The sequence below is a fragment of the Streptomyces davaonensis JCM 4913 genome (assembly GCF_000349325.1).
Lineage (GTDB): Bacteria > Actinomycetota > Actinomycetes > Streptomycetales > Streptomycetaceae > Streptomyces > Streptomyces davaonensis.
In genome coordinates, this window is sequence record NC_020504.1 from 7,827,759 (window position 1) to 7,840,491 (window position 12,733).

General features: G+C 70.7%; 12 protein-coding genes. 10 read left to right on the top strand and 2 right to left on the bottom strand.

What is annotated here, in order from left to right:
- Nucleotides 1–7: 7 nt before the first annotated feature.
- From rpmI to BN159_RS34645, 9 genes are all read left to right on the top strand, one after another.
- Nucleotides 8–202 carry a 50S ribosomal protein L35 gene (gene rpmI / locus BN159_RS34605; RefSeq protein ID WP_015661694.1) on the top strand — a complete coding sequence of 65 codons (195 nt, stop codon included), beginning with the start codon at nucleotides 8–10 and terminating at the stop codon, nucleotides 200–202.
- Nucleotides 203–297: 95 nt separating this feature from the next.
- The gene (gene rplT, locus BN159_RS34610) at nucleotides 298–681 is read left to right on the top strand and encodes a 50S ribosomal protein L20 (RefSeq protein ID WP_004933571.1); all 384 of its coding nucleotides are present in this window, start codon (nucleotides 298–300) and stop codon (nucleotides 679–681) included.
- A 99-nt stretch (nucleotides 682–780) separates the two neighbouring features.
- Entirely contained in the window at nucleotides 781–1,629 is an 849-nt protein-coding gene (locus BN159_RS34615; RefSeq protein ID WP_041822110.1) for a TrmH family RNA methyltransferase, read from the top strand.
- A 52-nt stretch (nucleotides 1,630–1,681) separates the two neighbouring features.
- Complete coding sequence (locus tag BN159_RS34620; protein ID WP_015661696.1) at nucleotides 1,682–2,818, top strand: sensor histidine kinase; 1,137 nt, start codon at nucleotides 1,682–1,684, stop codon at nucleotides 2,816–2,818.
- A 127-nt stretch (nucleotides 2,819–2,945) separates the two neighbouring features.
- Nucleotides 2,946–4,067, top strand: a complete 1,122-nt coding sequence (gene pheS / locus BN159_RS34625) for a phenylalanine--tRNA ligase subunit alpha (RefSeq protein ID WP_015661697.1) — start codon at nucleotides 2,946–2,948, stop codon at nucleotides 4,065–4,067.
- Nucleotides 4,067–6,580: a phenylalanine--tRNA ligase subunit beta gene (gene pheT / locus BN159_RS34630; RefSeq protein ID WP_015661698.1), complete on the top strand. Its 2,514-nt coding sequence runs from the start codon at nucleotides 4,067–4,069 to the stop codon at nucleotides 6,578–6,580. Before pheS ends, pheT begins: the two co-directional genes overlap by 1 nt.
- Nucleotides 6,581–6,724: 144 nt before the next feature.
- Nucleotides 6,725–7,759: a PP2C family protein-serine/threonine phosphatase gene (locus BN159_RS34635; RefSeq protein ID WP_015661699.1), complete on the top strand. Its 1,035-nt coding sequence runs from the start codon at nucleotides 6,725–6,727 to the stop codon at nucleotides 7,757–7,759.
- Nucleotides 7,760–8,036: 277 nt separating this feature from the next.
- On the top strand, nucleotides 8,037–9,377 hold the full coding sequence (locus tag BN159_RS34640) for a hypothetical protein (RefSeq protein ID WP_015661700.1): 1,341 nt from the start codon (nucleotides 8,037–8,039) through the stop codon (nucleotides 9,375–9,377).
- A gap of 86 nt (nucleotides 9,378–9,463) precedes the next feature.
- Nucleotides 9,464–10,006 carry an NUDIX hydrolase gene (locus BN159_RS34645; RefSeq protein ID WP_015661701.1) on the top strand — a complete coding sequence of 181 codons (543 nt, stop codon included), beginning with the start codon at nucleotides 9,464–9,466 and terminating at the stop codon, nucleotides 10,004–10,006.
- A 2-nt stretch (nucleotides 10,007–10,008) separates the two neighbouring features.
- Here the strand turns inward: BN159_RS34645 and BN159_RS34650 are convergent, their stop codons facing one another.
- Nucleotides 10,009–10,266 (bottom strand): hypothetical protein, encoded by a 258-nt coding sequence (locus BN159_RS34650; RefSeq protein WP_015661702.1) that lies wholly within the window; start codon nucleotides 10,264–10,266, stop codon nucleotides 10,009–10,011.
- Nucleotides 10,267–10,477: 211 nt separating this feature from the next.
- On the bottom strand, nucleotides 10,478–11,338 hold the full coding sequence (locus BN159_RS34655; protein WP_015661703.1) for a 3-hydroxybutyryl-CoA dehydrogenase: 861 nt from the start codon (nucleotides 11,336–11,338) through the stop codon (nucleotides 10,478–10,480).
- Between the two features lie 174 nt (nucleotides 11,339–11,512).
- Between BN159_RS34655 and BN159_RS34660 the strand changes: the two genes are divergently transcribed.
- Complete coding sequence (locus BN159_RS34660; RefSeq protein ID WP_041820287.1) at nucleotides 11,513–12,733, top strand: glycoside hydrolase family 10 protein; 1,221 nt, start codon at nucleotides 11,513–11,515, stop codon at nucleotides 12,731–12,733.

Consider the following 12,733-nt stretch of genomic DNA (forward strand, 5'->3'; position numbering starts at 1 on the left):
CGGCGCTATGCCGAAGAACAAGTCGCACAGCGGTGCCAGCAAGCGCTTCAAGGTCACCGGCTCCGGCAAGGTGCTCCGTGAGCGCGCCGGCAAGCGCCACCTGCTTGAGCACAAGTCGTCCCGCGTGACGCGTCGCCTCACCGGCAACGCCGAGATGGCCCCGGGCGACGCCAAGAAGATCAAGAAGCTTCTCGGCAAGTGACGCATCGGCGCCCAGGCGCCGTACGTCAGGACCGGGACCCAATCGAATTCGGGCCGTGTGAGGACACCCACGGCCCCGCTACAAGGAGTTAACAAGTGGCACGCGTCAAGCGGGCAGTCAACGCCCACAAGAAGCGCCGGGCGATCCTGGAGCAGGCCTCCGGCTACCGCGGTCAGCGTTCGCGCCTGTACCGCAAGGCCAAGGAGCAGGTCACCCACTCGCTGGTCTACAACTACAACGACCGCAAGAAGCGCAAGGGTGACTTCCGCCAGCTGTGGATCCAGCGCATCAACGCCGCTGCCCGCGCCAACGGCATCACGTACAACCGCTTCATCCAGGGCCTGAAGGCCGCCAACGTCGAGGTCGACCGCAAGATCCTCGCCGAGCTGGCCGTGAACGACGCCACCGCGTTCGCCGCGCTGGTCGAGGTCGCGCAGAAGGCGCTGCCGGCGGACGTCAACGCCCCGAAGGCGGCGTGACGCTGCGCTCGGCTTGAGCCGACGTCACTCGGACCCGCGGGCTTTGGCCTGCGGGTCCGTTGCATTGTCCATGGAACGTGATTGCCGAAAGTGATGCGCATGCCTTCCGCCAGCCCCGAGCTGATCTCCCCCCGTTCCCCCCGGGTCGCCGCCGCGCGGCGGCTGGCCAAGCGGAACTTTCGGGGGAAGGAGCGGCTGTTTCTGGCCGAGGGGCCGCAGGCGGTGCGGGAGGCGGCCGGGTTCGAGGACACGCTCGTCGAACTGTTCGCCACCGTCGAGGCAGCGGAGCGGTACGCCGACATCATCGCCGAGGCCCGCGCCGTCGGGGCCCGGGTGCATCTGGCGTCCGAGCAGGTCATCGCCGATATTTCGACCACCGTCACGCCGCAGGGGCTGGTCGGTGTGTGCCGGTTCCTCGACACCTCCTTCGAGGAGATCCTCGCCGCCCGGCCGAGGCTCGTCGCCGTGCTCGCCCATGTGCGCGACCCCGGGAACGCGGGGACCGTGCTCCGGTGCGCCGACGCGGCCGGTGCCGAGGCCGTCGTACTGACCGACGCCTCCGTCGATCTCTACAACCCCAAGGCCGTACGCGCATCCGTCGGATCGCTGTTCCATCTGCCCGTGGCCGTGGGAGTGCCGGTCGAGCGGGCCGTCGCCGGGCTCAAGGACGCCGGGGTGCGCATCCTCGCCGCCGACGGGGCCGGGGAGGACGATCTCGACGACGAGCTGGACAAGGGAACGATGGGCGGGCCGACCGCCTGGGTGTTCGGCAACGAGGCCTGGGGGCTTCCGGAGGAGACCCGCGCGCTCGCGGACGCCGTCGTGCGCGTACCGATCCACGGGAAGGCCGAGAGTCTGAACCTCGCCACCGCCGCAGCCGTATGTCTCTACGCGTCGGCCCGTGCACAGCGCGCCTCCGGAGGGTGCCGCTCCGTCACCGAGAGCTAGTAGGGTGACCAGCTCGGGGCCCCTCAGCCGTTCTGAGAGGTGGGGTACGGGGATGAGTGTCGGCACGAGCAGCGCACCGGGAGCACGGGACGTGCGTCGCCCGCCCGCGCCCCGGTCCGGTGAGCTCGCCGAGCTCGGTCTCGACCCCGACGACCTCCCCGACGGACTCGTCGTCGCCGACGAGCAGGGGCGCGTCGTCTGCTTCAACGCCGCCGCCGAGCGCATCACCGCCGTCTCCGCCGCCGAGGCCCTCGGGCAGCGGCTGGAGGAGGCCCTGCCGTTAGAGGATCTCGAGGGCCGCCGCTGGTGGCAGCTGACCGATCCGTACGGCGGACTGGCGATCCGGGTGCGCCAGCCCGAGCGGAATCTGCTGCTGCCGGGCGGTCGGGAAGTGCTGGTGTCCGTGCGGTACGTGCGTGCCGAGCCCACCGGTCCCGTCCGCCGCGTCGTCGTCTCCCTCCGGGACACCGAGGCCCGCCGCCGCACCGAGCGCAGCCATGCCGAGCTGATCGCCACCGTCGCCCACGAGCTGCGCTCGCCGCTCACCTCCGTCAAGGGCTTCACCGCGACCCTCCTCGCCAAGTGGGAGAGGTTCACCGACGACCAGAAGCGGCTGATGCTGGAGACCGTCGACGCCGACGCCGACCGCGTCACCCGGCTCATCGCCGAGCTGCTGGACATCTCGCGGATCGACTCGGGCCGCCTTGAGGTCCGGCGCCAGCCCGTCGACATCGGTGCGGCCGTGGGACGGCACATCCAGGCGTACGTCGCTGCCGGACAGCCCGCCGACCGGTTCCTGCTGCGCCTTGAGCAGCCGCTGCCCGATCTGTGGGCCGACCCCGACAAGGTCGACCAGGTGCTGAGCAACCTGCTGGAAAATGCGGTGCGGCACGGCGAGGGAACCGTCACGATTGACGTCACGCCCACGGCGTCCCCCCGAGAGGGCGAGGACACCGGCACGTCGGTCACGGTGAGCGACGAGGGGTCCGGCATCCCGGAGGAGTCCATGAACCGCGTCTTCACCCGCTTCTGGCGGGGCAGCAAGCGCGGCGGCACCGGCCTCGGGCTCTACATCGTCAAGGGCATCGTCGAGGCCCACGGCGGCACCATCACGGTCGGCCGCGCCGTCAGTGGCGGCGCCGAGTTCCGATTTACGTTGCCCGTGGCCGCACCGGCGTATCTCGCCTGACGGCCACGGGCGCATTCGCCCAGCCTCACCCCGTTAGACTCGGCCTTTGGCACCTTTGTGTCCTGCTCACGGCCCACCGCGCCGGTCACGGGGACCATCCGCCAGCCAATCGGAAGCACGGGAAGAGATGTCGGCACCCAATAAGTCGTACGACCCTGTCGAGGTCGAGGCGTTGAAACCGGAAGAGATCGAGCGCATGCGGGACGAGGCGCTCGCCGCCTTCGCCGCCGCGGACTCCCTCGACGCGCTCCAGGAGGCCAAGGTCGCCCACACCGGCGGCACCTCCCCGCTGGCCCTCGCCAACCGCGAGATCGGCGCCCTGCCCCCGCACGCCAAGGCCGCCGCGGGCAAGCTCGTCGGCCAGGCCCGAGGCGCCGTGAACAAGGCGCTCGCCGGTCGCCAGAGCGAGCTGGAGGCCGAGCGCGACGCGCGCGTGCTGGTCGAGGAGGCGGTGGACGTCACGCTGCCCCACGACCGGGTACCGGCCGGCGCCCGCCACCCGCTGACCACGCTCTCGGAGCGCATCGAGGACATCTTCGTGGCCATGGGCTACGAGGTCGCCGAGGGCCCCCAGGTCGAGGCCGAGTGGTTCAACTTCGACGCCCTCAACATCGGCCCGGACCACCCGGCACGCGGCGAGGCGGACACCTTCTTCGTCGAGGGCCCCAAGGGCGGCACCGAGTCCGGTGTCGTGCTGCGCACCCACACCTCGCCGGTGCAGATCCGCTCGCTGCTCGACCGTGAGCTGCCGGTCTACGTGATCTGCCCGGGTCGCGTGTACCGCACCGACGAGCTGGACGCCACCCACACCCCGGTCTTCCACCAGGTCGAGCTGCTCGCCGTGGACGAGGGCCTCACCATGTCGGACCTCAAGGGCACCCTGGACCACATGGTCCAGTCCCTGTTCGGCGAGGGCATGAAGACCCGGCTGCGGCCGAACTTCTTCCCCTTCACCGAGCCGTCCGCCGAGATGGACATGCTCTGCTACGTCTGCAAGGGCGAGTCCGTCGGCAACCCCGACCGGCCCTGCCGCACCTGCTCCAGCGAAGGCTGGATCGAGCTGGGCGGCTGCGGCATGGTCAACCCGCGGGTGCTCACCGCCTGTGGGGTCGACCCGGAGAAGTACAGCGGCTTCGCCTTCGGGTTCGGCATCGAGCGGATGCTGATGTTCCGCCACAACGTCGAGGACATGCGAGACATGGTCGAGGGTGACATCCGGTTCACCCGGCCGTTCGGGATGGAGATCTGATGCGGATCCCGCTTTCTTGGCTGCGGGAGTACGTCGACCTGCCGGCGACGGAGACCGGCCGTGACGTACAGGCCAAGCTCATTTCGGCCGGACTCGAGGTCGAGACCGTCGAGCAGCTCGGCGACGGCCTCAAGGGCCCCCTGGTCGTCGGACAGGTGCTGACCATCGAGGAGTTGACGGAGTTCAAGAAGCCGATCCGCTTCTGCACCGTCGACGTCGGCCAGGCCAACGGCACCGGTGAGCCCCAGGAGATCGTCTGCGGCGCCCGGAACTTCCAGGTCGGCGACAAGGTCGTCGTGGTCCTCCCGGGCGCCGTGCTGCCCGGCGGCTTCGCGATCTCCGCGCGCAAGACCTACGGCAAGACGTCCCACGGCATGATCTGCTCCAGCGACGAGCTGGGCATGGGCGACGACGGCACCAAGGGCATCATCGTGCTGCCCCCGGAGACCGAGGTCGGCAAGGACGCCATCGAGCTGCTCGAACTGGTCGACGAGGTCCTGGACATCGCCGTCACCGCCAACCGCGGCGACTGCCTGTCCATCCGCGGCGTCGCCCGCGAGACCGCCATCGCCTACGGCCTGCCGCTGCGCGACCCGGCGCTGCTCGACGTGCCCGCGCCGAACGCCTTCGGCTACCCGGTGCAGGTCTCCGACCCGATGGGCTGCGACCGCTTCACCGCCCGCACCGTCATCGGTCTGAGCCCCGAGGCGCGCTCCCCGATCTGGCTCCGGCGGCGGCTCCAGAAGGTCGGCATGCGCCCGATCTCGCTGGCCGTCGACGTCACCAACTACGTGATGATGGAGCTGGGCCAGCCGCTGCACGCCTACGACCGTGGCCTCGTCCAGGGCACGATCGGCGTCCGGCGCGCCGAGGAGGGCGAGAAGATCGTCACCCTCGACGGTGTCGAGCGGAAGCTGCACTCCGAGGACCTGGTCATCACCGACGACCGCGGCCCCATCGGCCTCGCGGGCGTCATGGGCGGCGCCAACACCGAGATCGCCGACCACGAGGACCTGGAGAACGCCACGTCCGACGTGGTCATCGAGGCCGCCCACTTCGACCAGGTCGCCATCGCGCGTACGGCCCGCCGCCACAAGCTGTCCTCCGAGGCGTCCCGTCGCTTCGAGCGCGGCGTCGACCCGGCTGCCGCCGCCGCTGCGGCCCAGCGCACGGTCGACCTGCTGGTGCTGCTCGCGGGCGGCACCGCCGAGGCCGGGGTCACCGAGGTCATCGCGCCCTCCGCGCCGCACACCATCACCGTCCCGGCGAACCACCCCGACAAGGTCGCGGGCGTCGTGTACGGCCGTGAGACCGTCGTCCGCCGCCTCCAGCAGGTCGGCTGCGACGTGTACGGGCAGGACGAGCTGATCGTCACCGTCCCGTCCTGGCGGCCCGACCTGCTGGAGCAGAACGACCTGGCCGAAGAGGTCATCCGGCTCGAGGGCTACGAGAACCTGCCCTCCACGCTGCCCAAGCCGCCGTCCGGCCGTGGTCTGACGCACCGCCAGCGGCTGCACCGCCGCGTCGGCCGCGCGCTGGCGGGTGCCGGGTACGTCGAGGCGCCGAACTACCCGTTCATCGGCGAGCAGGTCTTCGACCAGCTCGGTCTGGACGCCGAGGACCCGGCCCGCCGGGTCGTGAAGCTCACCAACCCGCTCAACGACGAGGAGCCCGCGCTCCGTACGTCGCTGCTGCCGGGCCTGCTCGGCGCGCTGCGGCGCAACGACGGACGGGGCTCGCACGACCTGGCCCTGTTCGAGACCGGTCTGGTCTTCCTCCCGCGCGAGGAGCGGCGGACCGCCGCCCACCTGCCCGTGGACCGGCGTCCCACGGACGAGGAGATCGCCGAGCTCAACTCGGTCCTGCCCGAGCAGCCGCGCCATGTCGCCGTCGTCCTCGCGGGCGCCCGCGAGCAGGCTGGCTGGTGGGGCGCGGGCCGTCCGGCGGGCTGGGCCGACGCGGTGCAGGCCGCGCGGACCGTCGCCGCGGAGACGGGCGCCGAACTGCTCGTGCGGTCCGGGCAGTACGGGCCGTGGCACCCGGGCCGGTGCGCCGAGCTGGCGGTCGTCGTCGACGGCGCCGAGCGGGTCGTCGGCCACGCCGGTGAGCTGCACCCGCGGGTGCTCAAGGCGCTGGGGCTGCCCGCGCGCACCTGCGCGATGGAGCTGGACCTGGACGCGCTGGAGCAGGTCGGCGACGGTGTGCCGCAGGCGCCGAGCATCTCCTCGTTCCCGGTCGCCACGCAGGATGTCGCCCTCGTCGTCGACAAGTTCGTACCGCACGCCGACGTGGAGGCCGCGCTGCGTGAAGGCGCGGGTTCCCTGCTGGAGGCCATCCGGCTGTTCGACGTGTACGAGAACGCGGAGCAGCTGGGTGACGGCAAGAAGTCGCTGGCGTACGCGCTGCGGTTCCGGGCGTCGGACCGCACGCTGACGGTGGACGAGGCTTCGGCGGCTCGGGACGCGGCGGTCGCCCTGGCGGGCGAGCGCACCGGGGCTGTCCTGCGGGGCTAGCACACATCTCACAGTCACCTCACTCAATCGGGTGAGGTTTCTGGGCGAACTGGTCCTTCCGGGCCATGCGGTCGACAGAATCGGACCGGCCTTTCGGGGTCGGTCCGATTCTGCGTTGACTGGGCCTACATGGGGGGCCACCGCATGATCCGTATCAAGGCTGCGGTTCCGCGTCGGCTGCTCGCGCTGGGGCTGCCCACCGCCTGGGGCGCGACGGCGATCACCTACAAGCTCGCCTGCCCGCTCGCCCAGTCGGACGCCCTCGGGGCGCGCGTCGTGACCAGCGCCGTGTTCTTCGCGGTCGGCACCGGCCTGATACTCCATGTCCGCCAGGCGCTGCTGCGTGAGCTGCGGCAGATCCGCCGGGTCGCCGGAGTCGCGCAGCGCGTGCTGCTGCGGCCGCTGCCCCCGCGTATCGACGGACTGAACATCGCCGCCGCCCAGCTCTCCGCCGACCGAGGTGCCTGCGTGGGCGGCGACCTGTACGAGGTCATCGCCACCGAGCACGGTGTACGGGTGGTGATGGGTGACGTCCGAGGGCACGGCATCGCCGCCGTCGGCACGGCCGCGGCCCTGCTCGGCAGCTTCCGCGAGGCGGTCCACGACGAGCCCGACCTGGACCGGGTACTGCGCCGACTGGAGCGCGCCCTGGACCGTCACTTACGCGAGCGTTCCCGCGACGAACACCCCGCGGCGGAGGAGTTCGCGACGGTCCTGTTGCTGGAGATCCGCAAGGACGGCGAAGTGTGGGCCCTCAACTGCGGGCATCCATGGCCGTATCTGGTGAGCGGCACGACGGTCGAGTTGCTGGCTCGCGCGGATCCACTGCCACCGCTCGGCCCGTTCCCGCTCCCGCACGAACTGCCGCCCGTTCACGCGGGTCGAGTGCTGCCGGGCGAGGCGCTCGTGCTGTACACGGACGGTGTCGAGGACGCACGCGACGCGCGTGGCCAATTCTTTTCCCTACGGGCGGCACTTGTGGGCGCGGCCCACGCCCAGCCCAACGCCCCGCAACTGATCCTTCGCACGGTCTTCAGGGCGCTGATGCGCCATGCGGGAGGGACACCGGCCGACGACATCGCGTTGCTGATCCTGCGGAACGATCGAACCCACCCTTTAGGGGCGCGGGGAACTGCGCGACCAGCCACAACGCACCCGCAGCCGACAACGCACCTTTAGCGCAACGGCGTTTGGTCGTGCGGCTCAGCCGACGGCGGCCGTCCGCCCCGCCACGGAGTGTCGGGCAGGCAGCTGGGCGGACGGCGCGGATGCGGGCCGCCGCACTGTACGAGGGGGAGCCGGCGGCCCGGCCGGCCTCTTTGCGAGGCAATTCAGTCAACCGGTTGGAAACTCTCCGCGACAGTGTGCACACAGCCCGGATTCGAGCACTCCGTTCACACCCCGTGTGAAGGCGGAACCACTACTCTGACGGCACCGAGCGATCCGGGGGGCATATATGCAGCCCAACACTCTGCTCGACGCGATCCTGGACGAGGCCGGGATCTCGCACGCGGGGCTGGCGGCACACGTGAACCAGGCGGGCCGTGCGCGCGGCCTCGCGCTCAGATACGAACACACCGCCGTGGCACGGTGGTTGAAGGGGCAGCGGCCGCGCGGCCAGGTCCCGGACCTGATCTGCGAGGTACTGGCGGGCCGACTCCAACGGCCCGTCACCCTCGACGACATCGGACTCGGCGTACCCGGCGAGCCCTCCGCCCCGCACGGCACCTCGCTGTCCGGCTTCGTCGAGCGGGCCACCGCGCTGTGGCGCTCCGACGAACAGCAGCGCCCGCACATACTGGGCGCCCCCGCGGTCACCGGCACCCCCGCCGTGATGCCGGTGTGGGAGTGGGAGAACCCGCCCGAGGACGTGGACGTCTCGCGGGGTGGCCGGCACCGCGTCACCCCGGCCGACATCCAGATGCTGCGGGCCGCCCGCACCCACTACGAGCAGATGTACCGCAAGGCCGGCGGCATCGCGACCCGCACCCGGATCGTCGGCTTCCTCAACGCCGAGGCCGCCCCGCTGCTGCGCGGCAGCTACACCGACGCCACCGGCCGCCAACTCCACCGTGCCACCGGCGGATTGGTCGCCGTCGCGGGGATCTGCGCCTATGACTCCGACGCGCACGGACTGGCCCAGCGCTACTTCCACCAGGCGCTGCGGCTGGCGAAGGCCAGCGGCGACCGGGGGCTCGGCGCCTATGTGATCGCCCTGTTGGTCAACCAGGCGCTGTTCATGCGGGAGTTCCGGCAGGCCGTCGCCTTCGCGGAGGCCGCCCTGCGCGCCGCGGGCAAGCACATCACCCCCGCGCTCGCCTCCGATCTGTACGCGATGCAGGCCAAGGCGTACGCCCACCTCGGCGACGGCACGAGCGCCCTGTCCTGCATCCGGCGTGCCGAGCAGGCCGCCGAACGCATCCGGCGCGGATACGAACCCGATGAAACGGGCTATGTCCAGCCGGGCCTGGTCAATGTCCAGGTGGCGGAGGCGCTGTTGAGCCTCGGCGAGCTGGCGGCGGCCGGGGAGCATGCCGCGGCGGCCGTCGACAATCCCGCCCATGACCGGGGCCGGGTGCACCGGCTCGCCATGCTCAGCACGATCGAACTGCGTCAGGGCCACGCGGACAAGGCGGTGGCCACGGCCGTGCAGATGGCCGAACAGGCCAGAGGAATGGAGTCGCAGCGCCTGCGCGACAGACTCCGGGCGGTGCGCGAATACCTGGTGCGCAGCGGCTGTGCCGGTACCTCCGAAGCCGCCGAACTCATCGACGGCGCACTGCGCGTACCGCTTTAGGCCGGTGCAAGCCCGGTACTCGAACACCGACAGCTCATAGTCCCTGCTGCGATATTGCCACTTACTCGACGGAAGGTGGCAGAACCATGCAGTGGACGAAACAGAACGAGCAAACTGTGTATGAAAACCGCTGGTTCACCGTCAACTTGGCAGACGTGGAGCTGCCCGACGGCCGGCACCTGGACCACTTCCTGATCCGGCTCCGCCCGGTCGCCGTCGCCACAGTGGTCAACGAGGCCAATGAAGTCCTCCTGCTGTGGCGCCACCGCTTCATCACCGACAGCTGGGGGTGGGAACTCGCGGCCGGAGTGGTCGAGGACGGCGAGGACATCGCCGTGGCGGCCGCCAGGGAACTGGAGGAGGAGACCGGCTGGCGGCCGGGACCCCTGCACCACCTCATGAGCGTGGAGCCGTCCAACGGACTCACCGACGCCCGGCACCACATCTACTGGGCCGACGGGGGTGAGTACGTCGGACACCCCGTGGACGACTTCGAATCGGACCGTCGGGAATGGGTGCCCCTCAAACTCGTCCCCGACATGGTCGCCCGTGGGGAGGTCCCGGCCGCCAACATGGCGGCCGCGTTACTGCTGCTGCACCACCTCAGGCTCGGGCAGGACGTGCCTTGACCTCATCGCCCCAGTGCCTGCCATACCGCCACGGCGAGGGCACCCAGGGCGCAGAGGGCGGCGACCGCGGGCAGCGGCCAGCGCGAGTGCTCCAGGGTGCAGACCCGGGTGATCAGTTCGTTGAGCTCCTTGGCGGTCTCTTCGGTGCGGTGGGTGAGCAGCGCCAGCCCTCCCTCGACTCGGGCATGTCCCACATCGAGGCGGCGCCGTAACTCTGCGAGTTCTCCCTGAACGACGGGATGCTCGGGATCGGCGGTCACTTTTCCGCTCCCTTCCGTAATCGTGTCTCGTCCCTTGCATGCGCAGCAAAAGTGAACTCGCCTGGTGAGCGCGTGGGGAGAGTGTGCGACGGGCATATGCGGGCTTGGCGTGCACACGGTGTGTGAATACGACGGGCCCGGCACCCTCTGAGGTGCCGGGCCCGTGCGCTTGGCCGGAATATGACCGTCCGTAATCAGCCGTAGGTCGTGATCAGCCGTAGGTGTAGAAGCCCGAGCCGGACTTCCGGCCCAGGCGGCCGGCGTCGACCATGCGCTGGAGCAGCGGGGGAGCGGCGTAGAGCGGCTCCTTGTACTCCTCGTACATCGAGAACGCGACCGAGGCGACGGTGTCCAGGCCGATCAGGTCGGAGAGCTTCAGCGGGCCCATCGGGTGGGCGCAGCCCAGCTCCATGCCGTTGTCGATGTCCTCGCGGCTGGCGATGCCGGACTCGAACATCCGGATCGCGGAGAGGAGGTAGGGGATCAGCAGCGCGTTCACCACGAAGCCCGAGCGGTCCTGGGCGCGGATGGCGTGCTTGCCGAGCAGCTTCTCGGCGAAGCCCTGGGCGCGGCTGAGGGTGCCCTCGGAGGTGGTGAGCGCAGGGATCAGCTCGACCAGCTTCTGCACCGGGGCGGGGTTGAAGAAGTGGATGCCGATGACCTGGTCGGGCCGCGAGGTGGCGACCGCCAGCTTCACCAGCGGGATGGAGGAGGTGTTGGAGGCCAGGATGGCGTCAGGCCGGGTCACGACCTGGTCGAGCACCTGGAAGATCTCGGTCTTGACCTGCTCGTTCTCCACGACGGCCTCGATCACCAGATCGCGGTCCGCGAATTCGCCGAGATCGGTGGTGAAGCTGAGCCGGGCCTGGGTCGCCGCCAGCTCCTCCGCGCTGATCTTGCCGCGCTCGGCAGCCTTGGCCAGGGAGTTGAACAGCCGGGTGCGGCCGATCTCCAGGGCCTCGCCGGTGGTCTCGGCGACCTTCACATCCAGACCGGAGCGGGCGCACACCTCGGCGATACCGGCTCCCATCTGGCCGCAGCCCACCACTCCGACGCGTTCGATGTCGCTCACATCGTCCCTTTCGCTGTCATTCGGCTGTGGGCAGGTCCGCCGGGTTCCGGTGCCCTGCTCCGTTCGTGCACGTTACTCCCAAGTATCGATGATCGATCGTTGGGGTCGGGCATTCTGAGGCGCGGAGACGGTCCGTGACGGTGCGGATCCGCTGTGCACTTGGGGGTGCTGAGGATGGGCCGAGTCACGCGCAGGGCCTTCGCCCTGGCCGCGCTGGCGACCCTCTCGACGGGATCGGGAGCGTCGGCCGCTCAGGGAAGGCGGCACCTCGCCGCCGAGATGCGGGGCATGTGGCTGGCGACCGTGGCCAACCGCGACTGGCCCTCCAGGGCGGGGCTGACCGCGGCGCAGCAGCGCACCGAGCTGATCGCCCACCTGGACACGGCGGTACGGCGCCGGCTGAACACGGTGATCCTCCAGGTGCGGCCGACGGCCGACGCGCTGTGGCCCTCGCCGTACGAGCCCTGGTCGGCCGTGCTCACCGGGACCCAGGGCAAGGCCCCCGGCTGGGATCCGCTCGGGACGGCCGTGAAGGAGGCGCACGCGCGCGGTCTGGAACTGCACGCCTGGTTCAACCCGTACCGGATCGCCAACCACACGGACCTGAACAAGCTGGTCGCCGCGCACCCGGCCCGCCGCCACCGGGACTGGGTGGTCGGCCACGGCGGGAGGCTCTACTACAACCCCGGGCTGCCCGCGGTCCGCGCCTTCGTGCAGGACGCGATCCTGGACGCGGTGCGCAAGTACCCCGTGGATGCCGTCCACTTCGACGACTACTTCTATCCGTATCCGCTGGCGGGCCAGACCTTCGACGACGACGTGGCCTACGACCGCTACGGCGGCGGCTTCCCGAACCGGGCCGCCTGGCGGCGCCACAACATCGACCGGCTGGTCGCCGAGATGTCCGACCGCATCCAGCAGGTCCGGCCGGGCACGCGGTTCGGGATCAGCCCGTTCGGGGTGTGGCGCAACGCGAGCACCGACTCACGCGGCTCCGACACCCGTGCGCTCCAGTCGTACGACGACCTCTTCGCCGACACCCGCAAGTGGGTCCGGGAGAACTGGATCGACTACATCTGCCCGCAGCTGTACTGGCACATCGGCTACGCCGCCGCCGACTACGGCGTCCTGCTGCCCTGGTGGGCGGAGGCGACGCGGGGCACCGGGACCCGGCTGTACGTCGGTGAGGCGCTGTACCGGGCCGGGGACCCGGCGCAGGCCGCGGCCTGGCAGGACCCGGCCGAGCTGTCCCGGCATCTCGCGCTGGCCAAGGACCATCCGGAGGCGCGCGGGCATGTCTTCTTCGCCGCGCGGGAGATGGCGGCGGACCGGATCGCGGCCATGGCGCGGGTGGTGGCCGACCACTATCAGCGGCCGGCGCCGCCCCCGCGCTGA

Bases quoted from the DNA above. Each gene is read 5' to 3' on its own strand.
- BN159_RS34640 (WP_015661700.1), top strand. From the start codon at position 8,037: ATGCAGCCCAACACTCTGCTCGACGCGATCCTGGACGAGGCCGGGATC.
- rpmI (WP_015661694.1), top strand. From the start codon at position 8: ATGCCGAAGAACAAGTCGCACAGCGGTGCCAGCAAGCGCTTCAAGGTC.
- BN159_RS34645 (WP_015661701.1), top strand. From the start codon at position 9,464: ATGCAGTGGACGAAACAGAACGAGCAAACTGTGTATGAAAACCGCTGG.
- BN159_RS34660 (WP_041820287.1), top strand. From the start codon at position 11,513: ATGGGCCGAGTCACGCGCAGGGCCTTCGCCCTGGCCGCGCTGGCGACC.
- pheS (WP_015661697.1), top strand. From the start codon at position 2,946: ATGTCGGCACCCAATAAGTCGTACGACCCTGTCGAGGTCGAGGCGTTG.
- pheT (WP_015661698.1), top strand. From the start codon at position 4,067: ATGCGGATCCCGCTTTCTTGGCTGCGGGAGTACGTCGACCTGCCGGCG.
- BN159_RS34615 (WP_041822110.1), top strand. From the start codon at position 781: ATGCCTTCCGCCAGCCCCGAGCTGATCTCCCCCCGTTCCCCCCGGGTC.
- BN159_RS34635 (WP_015661699.1), top strand. From the start codon at position 6,725: ATGATCCGTATCAAGGCTGCGGTTCCGCGTCGGCTGCTCGCGCTGGGG.
- BN159_RS34620 (WP_015661696.1), top strand. From the start codon at position 1,682: ATGAGTGTCGGCACGAGCAGCGCACCGGGAGCACGGGACGTGCGTCGC.